The sequence below is a fragment of the Moraxella sp. CTOTU48841 genome (assembly GCF_032061225.1).
Lineage (GTDB): Bacteria > Pseudomonadota > Gammaproteobacteria > Pseudomonadales > Moraxellaceae > Faucicola > Faucicola cinerea.
Genome location: NZ_DAMBFQ010000006.1, coordinates 74,352 through 86,572, shown reverse-complemented (window position 1 = coordinate 86,572; position 12,221 = coordinate 74,352). Strand labels below are relative to the sequence as shown.

Annotated in this window: 9 protein-coding genes; 3 read left to right on the top strand and 6 right to left on the bottom strand. The window is 46.3% G+C overall.

Going from position 1 to position 12,221, the window contains the following annotated elements; translation table 11 throughout:
• Positions 1-47 precede the first annotated feature (47 nt).
• From RT034_RS07805 to RT034_RS07785, 5 genes are all read right to left on the bottom strand, one after another.
• Positions 48-1,493 carry an L-serine ammonia-lyase gene (locus RT034_RS07805; RefSeq protein ID WP_313015751.1) on the bottom strand — a complete coding sequence of 482 codons (1,446 nt, stop codon included), beginning with the start codon at positions 1,491-1,493 and terminating at the stop codon, positions 48-50.
• Between the two features lie 198 nt (positions 1,494-1,691).
• The gene (locus RT034_RS07800) at positions 1,692-2,879 is read right to left on the bottom strand and encodes an ABC transporter permease (RefSeq protein ID WP_313015749.1); all 1,188 of its coding nucleotides are present in this window, start codon (positions 2,877-2,879) and stop codon (positions 1,692-1,694) included.
• Positions 2,879-4,303, bottom strand: coding sequence for an ABC transporter permease (locus RT034_RS07795; RefSeq protein WP_313015748.1), 1,425 nt, complete (start codon positions 4,301-4,303; stop codon positions 2,879-2,881). The genes RT034_RS07800 and RT034_RS07795 overlap by 1 nt, the downstream gene beginning before the upstream one ends.
• Positions 4,304-4,311: 8 nt before the next feature.
• Positions 4,312-5,517, bottom strand: a complete 1,206-nt coding sequence (locus RT034_RS07790; protein ID WP_313015746.1) for an HlyD family secretion protein — start codon at positions 5,515-5,517, stop codon at positions 4,312-4,314.
• 46 nt (positions 5,518-5,563) lie between these two features.
• Positions 5,564-7,555, bottom strand: coding sequence for a TolC family protein (locus RT034_RS07785; protein WP_313015745.1), 1,992 nt, complete (start codon positions 7,553-7,555; stop codon positions 5,564-5,566).
• Between the two features lie 637 nt (positions 7,556-8,192).
• On the opposite strand from RT034_RS07785, the gene RT034_RS07780 reads away from it, so the two are divergent.
• Together RT034_RS07780 and RT034_RS07775 are read left to right on the top strand one after the other, a co-directional pair.
• Positions 8,193-8,702, top strand: a complete 510-nt coding sequence (locus RT034_RS07780; protein WP_313015744.1) for a hypothetical protein — start codon at positions 8,193-8,195, stop codon at positions 8,700-8,702.
• 2 nt (positions 8,703-8,704) lie between these two features.
• Positions 8,705-9,988, top strand: coding sequence for a replication-associated recombination protein A (locus tag RT034_RS07775; RefSeq protein WP_313015826.1), 1,284 nt, complete (start codon positions 8,705-8,707; stop codon positions 9,986-9,988).
• On the opposite strand, the gene RT034_RS07770 is transcribed toward RT034_RS07775, so the two are convergent.
• Positions 9,971-10,624, bottom strand: a complete 654-nt coding sequence (locus tag RT034_RS07770) for a BLUF domain-containing protein (RefSeq protein ID WP_313015743.1) — start codon at positions 10,622-10,624, stop codon at positions 9,971-9,973. The two genes, RT034_RS07775 and RT034_RS07770, sit on opposite strands and share 18 nt — an antisense overlap.
• 445 nt (positions 10,625-11,069) lie before the next feature.
• Between RT034_RS07770 and ribBA the strand changes: the two genes are divergently transcribed.
• A complete protein-coding gene (gene ribBA / locus RT034_RS07765; protein WP_313015741.1) occupies positions 11,070-12,182 on the top strand; it encodes a bifunctional 3,4-dihydroxy-2-butanone-4-phosphate synthase/GTP cyclohydrolase II in 1,113 nt (370 codons plus the stop codon).
• Positions 12,183-12,221 lie beyond the last annotated feature (39 nt).

Genomic DNA, 12,221 nt, shown 5'->3' with positions numbered 1-12,221 from the left:
GCACAAAAAAACCGATTCTTTGGCGAATCGGTTTTTTTATTGTAGCTCTAACACTGACTGTAATTGACCGTCACATCCAGCGTCGGAATCAGATTTGACTGGGCGGCAAAATCCTCATCTAGGACATTGATAGCAAGTCCGCCCATTGCGGTTTCTTTATATTTTGACATCATATCTCTGCCTGTCTCTTTCATGGTTTTGATGGCTTTATCAAGCGATACCACATGCTGCCCATTGCCTTTAAGCGCAAGCCTTGAGGCATTAATCGCTTTTACTGCCGCCATGGCATTGCGTTCAATACAAGGCACTTGCACCAACCCCGCAATCGGGTCACACGTCATACCAAGGTGATGTTCGATGCCAATTTCGGCCGCGTTGGCACATTGGGCAGGACTACCACCAAGCACATAGGTTAACCCTGCCGCCGCCATCGCACACGCCGAGCCGACTTCCCCTTGACAGCCCACTTCGGCGCCTGAGATGCTGGCATTTTCTTTGATAATGATGCCAATCGCCGCAGCGGTTAGCAGAAAATCATGCAAACCTTGCAGCGTATAACTTGGACAAAAATCTCGATAATAATGCATAACCGCAGGTATCACGCCTGCCGCACCATTGGTGGGGGCAGTCACCACACGTCCGCCACTGGCGTTTTCTTCATTAACTGCCAACGCGTACAGATTCACCCAATCCATCACGGCAAGGGCATCATTAAACGCTTTTCGGCTATCGGCAGCGGATAACTGCTGATAAATCGCCTTGGCGCGGCGCTGTACTTGTAAGCCCCCTGGCAAAATACCATCGTGGCGACAACCATCATTGACACAGTCTTGCATGACTTGCCAAATGTCGTTAAGTCCACCCAGCAGCTCATCTTCACTCAAGTTAGCCAGTTCATTGGCTCGAACGACCTGGGCGATTGAGAGTTGATGGTGTTGGCAAATTTGTAATAATTCTTTGGCGTTGTTAAAGGGATAAGGTACTGGTTTTTTGACGCTTTCAATCACCGGTTCTTTTGCTCGGGCTTCTTGCTCGGTCTGCACAAACCCGCCGCCGATTGAATAATAAGTATTTTGGTAAACAATGTCATTGCCTGTAAAAGCAGTGATAGTCAAAGCATTTGGATGATGGGGCAGCGATACCCTACCATTTAGGATTAAATCCTTGTCAGCAACAAAGTTAATCTTATGCTGCTGATTTAGATATAGCGTGTTTTGCGCTTGGATATCGGCAATTTTTTGTGAAATAGCGGCGACATCCGTCGTCTGTGGCTGCTCTCCCATCAAACCTAGCATCACCGCTATATCACTACCGTGCCCTTTACCGGTCGCACCGAGCGAACCAAACAGCTCAACTTGCACCCTGTCCACCTGCGTCAGTAGCTGCTGCTGTGATAATGCGCTAACGAACAGATTCGCCGCTTTCATCGGTCCGACCGTATGCGAACTTGAAGGTCCAATCCCAATTTTAAATAAATCAAAAATACTGATCACTGATAAATCCTATATGCCAATCAGTTGAAAAATTCAATTATGTTGTGTTCATTGTGTTAGATAACCACGAATTGCCCATGTGTGTCAATGTGCTATCGAAAAGTTTATCAAATGATAGATGCTCGCTATACGCATCGCAACTTTGGCAACTAACCACCTGTGTAACCGCATGAGGAAGAAAATAACCATTGGCAAGGATTAATCTGCTAACGATTCACTTTCTTTACTCGCTAATAAAAGTAGCAGCAATAAACAAACCAAGAAAATCATCATGAGTGTCATGAGATACACGTTGACATACGCCAGTGGCACGCCCATTTGGTTCAGCATCACAGAGGCATTCATCCCAGAGGTGCTAGGCAACACCCAGCGTATATACTGCAGTGGCTCAGGCAGCATTTGATACGGCCATGAAATCCCTGAGACAAACAGCATCGGCATTGAACTTGCGACCAAGATTTGCATCGCCCGTTCTCGCGCCCCAAACCACACCCCAAGTAGACAGCCCAGTGCCGTAACCGCAGGGAAAAACAGGGCAAGCAGTACCAGTGAGCCCGTCAGATTTTGGTTACGGATATAGTCATTGTTGGAAAATACCCAGGCATAATAAAAACAGCCGAGCACAAAACCAAAACACGCTAAGCCCAATATTCGCGCAAGCCATGTTTTCATCGAAGCGCGGTGCATGTCTTGCTCTGCCCAAGTACCCACTAGCATTGCTGTGCCCATCAAAAACATCTGCTGCAGAATCAATATCGCAACCGCAGGGACAATGTAGCTGCCATAGCCTTCGGTACGGTTGTATAACGGATTAATCGTCAGCGCAACAGGGGAAATATTGTTTTTGGCAACCGTGATATCTTGCCCGATGGCGACATTTTTTTGTACTTTCGCCCCGGCGGACACGGTGCCGATGACTTCTAAAAACCCAGATTGTACTTGTTTATTGAGCAAAAAATAGTTACCGTTGGCAAGGATACTCACCTTGGCAGGTTGTCCTGTGGTCACTTTTTGATACAGTCCCGAGGGTATCACCATGTAGCCTGCAATCTTGCCTTGCCACATTAGCTGCTTGGCACTGTTTTCATCGTTTACAATGGTGCTTTGGATGCGCGGATTGGCTTGGGCGTAGCTGATAATGGTCTGCGATAAACTTGAATGGTCATAATCCACTACTGCCACAGGAACATGACGCACCACTTCTTTTGAATACGGCCACGGATAAAAAAAGCCATAAATAATCGGGGCAATCAGTAGCATACTGAGCACCCCTTTGTCTTGAAACACGCTGCGCCATACATGCAAAACTTGCAGCAAAAAACCGCGCTCCCAAATGTTGGCAGATTTGCTTACGTCGACTTTGCCGGGCGTTGTCTGGGTGGGCATCAGCGTTGCCCCCATTTTTCAGGCTTCAGCAAGGCCTTTTTGGTCAACAAGGCGGCTAACAACAAGGTAATCATGACGGCAATAAAAAATCCGATAAAGCTGCTATAGGCAAACGATGGCGGTGCGCCCATTTGTAATTGGGCGGTTTGCAAGTTGAGATAATGGGTTAATGGCAGGGCATTTGCCCAACGCTGCGCGGCAGGACTCATCGCCAAAAATGGAAACGTCACCCCTGAAAAAGCAAATGACGGCGCGGAGATAAATCCGGTAAATGACAAGCCTTGACGATACGAAAACGTACCTACCGTGACAATCACCCCAAGCCAGAACGATACCATCATAAACATTAAAAATATCAGATAAGTAATCGCCACGGATGCCAAACGAATGGGGAAAATTTGCATCACCAAGGTCAATGCCACCGCTGCCCAAAGCGTATAGGCAAACATCGCCCAAATTAGTTTGCCATTGAGCCCTGCGATAATCAGCGATAGTTTGGGTTTTTCGTGCCCCAGTGTGACAGGATGGCTATGGTTAAAGGGGCGGTTAAAGGCATAGTTACTGGCATGGTCACTGGCAAATTTGGGGGATGTTAGCGACCGGTACCACTCACCTAGCGTCTTGTCGACCAGCTCTCGCCCGACAGTTGACGCCCCAATCACCATCGACAAAATATGTAGTAAGGCCGGCACCACAGTGACCGCCAAAAATTGCTGATAATTATTAGCAGTATTAAACAGTGCCACACTTTGCGATTGTATCGGTGCATAACTGGTTTTGGTCAGAGTGACATCTTCGCCAATGGCGACTCGCCGCTGCATCTCTGCCCCTGCCGAAAAGGTAGTGACTGCTGTCTGTACCGCTTTTTGTATCATGCCTGAATGCGTGCCATACTGGGCATTGACATTGAGCAGCAAGCGCGAGGTTTTGCCCGCCAGTAGATTGGTTGAAAAATTCTCTGGGATTTCAACCACCGCCATGACATCGGTAGTCTCGATGGCTTGCTGGGCGGCAGCGGCACTGTGAAGACTTTTGACCACCGCAACCTCAGGCGTCGCATCAATATAACGGATAATCGTCGCAGATTGCGCGGAGTGGTCATTGTCTATGACCGCAATCGGAATCCCGACTGCCATACCTTTGCTAAAAATCCACCAGACCAAAAATATCAGCACAATGGGCATCCAAAACATCAAGGAAAAATCCCAGCGATTTTGCACCAAAAAATCCCATTCACGGCGCGCACTGTGCCAAAACGCCGCAAAGAATTGCACAAAGCTTGAGCGGTTATCAAACTGCGCATACGCATGACGCTCATGGTCATTGTCACTAGCACTGTCACTGGCATTTGGCACAGCGGACGATGTCGGTGACGCTTTAGAGCGCTTGTTTGATGTCAGTTTTGATGTCAGTTTTGATGCCATAGTTGACTTCATTGTGTTTGGGTTGGCTGCTGGCTTGCCGGTATATCAACCAATACGGTCATGCCCTGTCTTAGGCGTGTATCTGACTGGCTCGGGCGCGCACGAATCTCAAAGGTACGCATATCAAAGCCGTCTTTGCTGTTGGTGGGGCGCCACGTGGCAAAATCTGATAGCACTGAGCTTGCGTACACTTTAAACACTTGGCGGTAAGGCTGATTGTTGAGCGATAACGCAGGAACCGTACCGCTAAATTCACTGCCGACTGCAAAATGGTTTAGGTTATTTTCGGTAACGTTAAGCACGACCCATTGGTCTTTGGGGTCAACAATGGTCATCAGTGGTACGCCCTGTCCCACCACTTGACCTGATTTGACAATCACGTTGTCCACGATACCCGCAATCGGGCTTTTAAGATTGGCTTCTTCTTTGGCAACCATCGCTTCTTTAAGCTTGCCTTCTACTTGGCTGACTTGCGCTTGGGCAGCGGTTTTATCTTCACTGCGCGCGCCCGTTTTGGCTAACTCATATTGGGCTTTGGCGATTTTGGCTTTATCGACACTGGCGACATAGTTGGTATAGGCTTCGTCACGTTTTTGCCGCGACATCAAGCCTTCTGCTGCTAGTCGATTAATACGTTCGTAGGTGACTTTGGCAAGGTCAGCAGCGGATTGGGCAGCATCGTACTGGTATTTTGCCATTTCAATCTCTTGCGGTCTTGCGCCATTGTTGGCTTTGTCCAGTTGGCTTTGGGCTAATTCTTTGCCTGCTTGTGCTTCTTCGACTTTGGCATTGATTTCTGGGCTATCCATATCAATCAGGCGTGTGCCGACGCTAATTTCATCGCCTTCTTTGACATAAATATTGGCAATACGACCGGCAACTTTGGCAGCGACAGGCGTTTGCTCTACTTCCATATGCCCTTGAATCGTCACAGGCTCGCTGCGCGTTTCCCGCTTGTCTTTGATTAGCCCCCACGCGACCAGTCCAATCAGCCCAAGGATAATCAAAGCAATAATGATGGTGCGAATTTTACTCGGTTTTTTGGTAGGCGGCACGTAGCGGCTATCCGTTGCAGCGGCTGACAGGCTATCCTCTGCGTGCGGCTCATCGGCAGCCTGGGCGTTCATCGCTGCATTAGCATTATCCGCAGCGCTGTCCAAAGTGTTGTCGTTGCCTTTAGCATTGTCTGGTGTTGGGTTTTGTGGATCAGCCATACGGTAAGCCTACTGGTGAAATAAAGACACGGGTTAAAATAATTGATTAGTTCTTACGATGTTCAAAATAAATCGCGGGTAGCTTGACGTCCGCTGCCTGCATATAACGGTTAAACTCTAGCGGCGTACCGCAGCTTTGCATCAAGTCGGCCATTGCCTGCACATAATCATTTGCCGCTTTCGCCTGCTCAGTTTTGGCTTTTTCCAAATTGGCTTCGGCTTGCATCACTTCCACGGCCGTGTTGACGCCTTCTTTAAAGCCGAGCTGACGAAACCGTAGCATCTCACTGGCGAGCTCAATATTAGTATTTAAGGCAATGAAATTATCGCGTGCATTGTTGACTGTTTGCCAATTTTTTTCTACCAATAACATAATATTATCATTGACATCCACTTGGCTAAATTCGGCTTGGTGCAGCTTGGCAAGGCTCGATTGGGTGCTAGTGCGGCGATCTACCCCACCCCACAATTTCCAGTTGGCAGACACCCCAGCAATCCAATTTGGGTCAGCGTCGATTTCCGAGCGACCAAAGACGGTGACATTGGGTTTGTAGGCGGATTCACTAAATTCATGCAGGGCTTTGGCTTGGTTGTACTTGGCGGCCACCTTATCAAAACCTGGGTGATGCATTTTAGCCTGCTGCTGAAAGTAGCTCAGTGGCGGCAACGGCTTGGTGGATACAAATAAAGGCGATGTCGGTTTGATAAAATACGGCGTCCGCAGTAATCGCTGTAGCGCGGTCATGGCAAGCTCAGCATCGTTCAGCGCTTTGCTATTTTCGTATTCGGCATCGGCTAAGGCTTTTTTGGCTTCCAAACGCTCGACTTTTGAAATCAGCCCCACATCGAGTGCGCGCTGTGCGGCATGGTCAGTGGCACGAATCGCATTGAGTGCATCGGCGCGTAGATAGGCTGCCATGATGGCAAGCTGGGTTTGAAAATAGCGTTTGGTAAGCGTGGTGTATTGTTCATCCAGTGACAAATCAGCATCGGCACGGCTTTCATCAGTCATACCATTGAGCAAACTGGTCACTGCTTCGGTTTTATGTCCGTTATAGGCAGACCATAGCACGGTGACATTTGCGCCTGTTCTATTTTTATCGACATTGACAGGGATGCTATTGGGAATCGGGTCAGTGATTAAGCCACCGATATCTGCAGGCGTGGTAGGCAGTGGCAAGGTGATGGGTAAATTGCCAATATTGTTATTGACTGCGTTGTCAATGGCATTGGCTAGGTTGTTTTTAATGCCCGTGGTATCTATATTGTCATCCACATGTACATGCGTGGCGCTGGCACCCAGATACACAATTGGTTTATTTAAGCCTTTGGTTGACTCAGCTCGCAGTTCATTACTCACGATTGCCGCATTGTCTGCCGCAACTTTGGGTGATACTTTGACTAGGTACTGCTGCGCTTGTGCCAGTGTCAAATTACTGGGCACATCCAAGCCATAACTTGGCGGATAAGGCACCCCATTATTGATAGTAGGATCGTAGCTGAGCCCAGCCGCTTTGCCCCCTTTGACTTCATTGGAGCGGGTCGCGGTTTTTTTTGATGGCGTGTCTGCTGATGGTGCGTCCGTAGCAGGTCTAGCATTGAGCACAGGCTCAGGATTGGGCGGTGTATTGATTACCGGCGTAAACTCTGCGGTGTCACCACTGGTACTGGGCTGCAATCTGCTAGTGCGCTTTATGGTTGGCGCTACTAGCGTGGTTTTAGCCGATGTTTTAACAGAATTTTTAGCCGATGTTTTAGCTGATGTTTTAACAGGCGGCTTGTTAGCATTTTTAGTGGGGGTACTGGTGGTTTTGGTAGTTTTTGTCGTGGTTGTGGTTTTTGTTGTAGTTTTTGTCGGAGTGGTTTTGGTAGTGCTAGGTTTGGTGACCGTGGTCGCAGCAGTCGCATCCAAAGATAAGGACAAATTCAACGAAACCATTGCCATTGTAAACGCAGACAGGGTAAGCACGCGTGATAGTGGCTGCAGAGGATGGCTTACTGGGTAAGTCGATGGTTTGATGGATTGATGTAATTTCATACGACTCGCTAATAACTTGCCTATGGCTTTGCCGCAACATAACAACCCCGCAAGCCGTCAATTACCCTAGTAATTGATGCGGTCGCTGTTACGATGCCCGTATTACCAAAAAACTGTCTTGTTAAATAATGTCTTATTAAATAATGCCTAATTAAATAATAATGAAATACCAAAGTGAGCACTAACTGTCAGTTTGAATATTAACTAAAGTATGAGATTGTAAAAAGAAAAAACTGACCCGTCAATCTACACTTGTCATATTAACAATATTGTAGTTTTTTTAAAAATATGGCTCATTAAGCCTCACATCATTACTGTTTATTTTTATTTAACAAAGTAAAAATATTTCTCAATCCAAGTAGTCACATAAATCAAACAAGTTAGCTTACCGCTATCGTTTAGGCATGCTAAAATTCTTAAAAAAAAATCCCAGTTTGTACAAGGGATTTTAAACTCTGCCAAACCATACATAACAATCGCGTTGCGTTTTAACAAAAAAAACACAACATCACTCCTTAACTCATTTAGCCGCCCACGTCCTTGTTTGCTACGCTACAATACTAGGCGTTATTTAAAAAACTTGATTCAACAAATTTGATTTAAAAAACTTGGTGCCTTGCTAATAAGAAAAGAAACGATGCTAAAAGAAACAGTGCTAAAAGTTAGTCATTTATTGATGGTTGCCATGTTCGCCGCTACTTTATTAGCATGTTCAGTGCCGTCTATGCAACAAAGTTCAAATCCAACTACTACATCTGAGTCAAAGCCTGCTGTTCCAACTTATACAACGACGAGTTATGTGCTGGCAGAACCATTGCCAAATAAGAAATTAAAAATCTCAATTACGGCAAAAGACCAAGATTTGTATATTACCAATTGTAATGCCTACATTGGTATTAATTTATTTGATAAAGCCAATCCGCAAAACAATTGGGGTGAAGTGACAAACTCTTGTCGCTCACAAGATTTAATTATCCCACAGAGTGCGACCCTAACCTTTGAACGACAAATCACTGAGAGCCATTTTCCGATCAATCTAAATGGCACTTACCGAGTAGGTACCGCACTTAGCTACAATCCCAATTTAAAAAATAGTGAAATCGCTGAAGACCTTCGACTAAGTAATCCAGTTAAACTTATACCTTAATGATGAATCAACTCGCTCAAATCCCCCTTGCCCAACGTGTCCGCCCAAAATCGCTTGACCAGGTAATCGGACAAACCCACTTGCTCGGTGCCAATGCGCCGATTCGCCGTATTGTTGAGCAAGGTTACTTACCCTCGATTATTTTGCATGGCGAAGCAGGCATCGGCAAAACCACCTTAGCCATGCTATTAGCCGATGCGGTGGGTCGTCCTTTTCGCCCGCTCTCGGCTATCAATGCAGGGGTCAAAGAGCTGCGTGAAGTACTGGCAAAAGATGACGGCTTGTTTGGCGAGCCACCGGTAGTATTTGTCGATGAGATTCATCGGTTTAACAAAGCCCAGCAAGATGCACTCCTCGGCGCGGTTGAGTCAGGGGACATTACTTTAATCGGTGCGACCACCGAAAACCCCTCGTTTAGTGTCAACAATGCGCTATTGTCTCGTTGCCAAGTGTATCGGCTCAACCCCTTGAGCGAAGATGAAATCAGCCAAGTACTACAACGTGCCATTGGTGATGATGTAGTTTTTAAACAATTCAAAATTGAAATACAATCAAGCCAAGCGATTTTTGCGCTATCGCAAGGCGATGCGCGTAAGGCGTTGAATTTACTTGAACTCGCCATTCAATCAAACCCCAATTTTAAGCAAGGCAGCCAGTCACCGATTGTGGTGACTGATGACAATGTCATCGCGGTCGCAGGTGCAAGCCTGGTACGCTACGACAAATCAGGTGATGGCCATTATGACCTAGTGTCAGCGATGATTAAGTCAGTCCGCGGCAGTGACCCTGATGCGGCACTGTATTGGATGGCGCGGATGCTGACAGCGGGCGAAGACCCTGCCTTTATTGCGCGGCGGTTGGTGATTTTGGCAAGTGAAGATATCGGACTTGCCAATCCCAATGCGTTACTACTTGCCGATACCGCCCTGCGAAGTGTGCAGAGCATCGGTATGCCTGAAGCGCGGATTATTTTGGGACAAGTGGTGGTGTATTTAGCGACCTCGCCGAAGTCCAATTCTAGTTATCAGGCGATCAATAAAGCGATGCGACTGGCTGAAAATGACCAATCGCCTGTACCGCTACATTTGCGTAATGGCGTCACCAAGCTGATGCGCGCCGAAGGTTATGGCGCCAATTATATCTATCCGCATGACTACCCCAACCATTACCACCCACAGCAGTATCTGCCTGATAATTTGATGGACACACGGTTGTTTGACTTTGCTGATAATGCCAAAGAACAGCAAACCTATGCCTTTATACAGTGGTTAAAGGGCAGTGGCTAAAAAACCCGTCAAAGCAGACAACGGATGATTTAGCGCAGCCAAATGAACCCTATTCTGTAATACCCAGTATATCACCAGCAATAAAAACACCAATAAAAACCCAAGCTGAATCCACAAAAAATAGCGATGCTTAAAGCCCAATCGGCGCAGCTTGGCATGGCTATAACTGCCCTTATCAAAGTTGGTATGTTGATGTCTTTGCCATTTGCCCGAGCGATAATAATTTTCTACATCCGCAAGCAACCTTGGGACACTGGCGCTATCAAATCGCGCAGTTTCAAAATAGTCTAGCAGGGGGCTGATATCATCGACATCATCCATATCATTGACGCTATCTAAATTGATGCAGTGCATTTTCCAGTGCCCAAACAGCGCATTGGGCGCCTGTCCCTGCTCAATGACGTTAATATTTTTGTGTCTTTTATCGGCTTTGATTTTGTCAAATAGCTGGGTGATAGTGCGCTCACTACCTTCCATATATTGTAGAAAGTTGCCTTGCTTGAGAAATAGTACGCTATTGACATTTGACTGGGTGTTGCGCGCGACTGACTGACGATAGATATCAGGCAACGTCATCGTATGCAAACTTGCTTGTAAGGTAATTTTGCTCGTGTAGATAAGATAAAAGACTGACATCACAGGATCCTTAGATAAATAAATCGGTTAGACGTCTATGACTTTTTAATAGCGTTTTATCAAAACGTATTAAGAATGTAATTTTTATTAATTATTAAGTAATAATATACCAGTTTTTTTTAATTTTTGCTCAAAAATTATACAAAATCAGCCCTTTTTGTTAATTTTTTCAACCAATCTACCCTAACCTTATATCTGCGTGCGCTACCAGCGCGTATGGCTATCAATATTTCGCTGCTTAGACTCACCGAGTTAATGCTATAATAGCGCGCAAATAAGAAATGGGCGCCTATACTAGCTTCACTAGGTCAATGAGGTGATTGTTAAGGTTAATTTGGACAATAGTTTGAACAACACTAGCTGATAGCGCTTATTTTCTGTCCCTATTTTTCAATCAATTTTTTAATCAATGTTATTTTAATAAATCGCTAACAAAGGCACTTTTATGGCATTTAATACAACGGCAGAAATTATCGATGACATCCGTGCAGGCAAAATGGTCGTTTTGATGGATGATGAAGACCGTGAAAACGAAGGCGACTTGTTGATGGCAGCCACCCATGTACGCCCAGAAGATATTAACTTTATGATTACTCATGCGCGTGGCTTGGTGTGTTTGACCATCACCGCTGACCGCAGCGAGCAGCTCAATTTACCGCTCATGTCGGATAAAAATGGCGCTAAATTTAGCACCAACTTCACAGTATCCATTGAAGCGGCAGAAGGGGTCACCACAGGTATCTCAGCAGCTGATCGTGCCAGAACCATCCAAACAGCAGTGTCTTCGACTGCTAAACCCGAAGACATCGTACAACCAGGACATGTATTCCCGATCGTGGCACAAAATGGCGGTGTGCTACACCGTGCGGGTCATACTGAAGCCGGCTGTGACCTAACACGTTTGGCAGGACTTGAACCTGCGGCAGTGATTTGTGAAATTATCAAAGAAGATGGCGAAATGGCGCGCCGTGATGACCTAGAAATTTTTGCCAAAGAACATGGCTTAAAAATCGGTACCATTGCCGATTTGATTAATTACCGTATCGCCAATGAGCAAACGGTAGAAGCCATCGCCAATTACCCCATGCAAACTGAGTTTGGTGAGTTTACTGCTTATCGTTTTAAGGAAAAAAATTCAGAGGATACCCATTTGGCATTGGTCAAAGGCAACCCACAAGAAGGCGTGAGCACTGTGCGGGTGCATAGCTTCCAACCATTACGCGATTTATTCACCGTGCAGCTACCCAACAGCGGTAAGAGTAACTGGGATATTCATGCCTCACTCAAAGAAATCAGCGAATCCGAGCGTGGCGTGTTTGTCTGGATTGGGCATCAGCAAGCGATTGATATGGGTGAAGCACTTGATAACTTTGTCGCTGACAAACCCAACTCACCGCTTAAACACCAACCCTACCGCAGCATTGGGGTTGGCTCGCAGATTTTACGTTATCTGGGCGTGCGTGATATGCGTTTGCTGTCATCACCGCTCAAATTCAACGCGTTATCAGGGTTTGACCTAAACTTGGTCGAAACCGTTGCTAACCCAGACCACAAATAGCAATTTACCAGACAAAGAAAGCCACAAGTTGCTATGCTT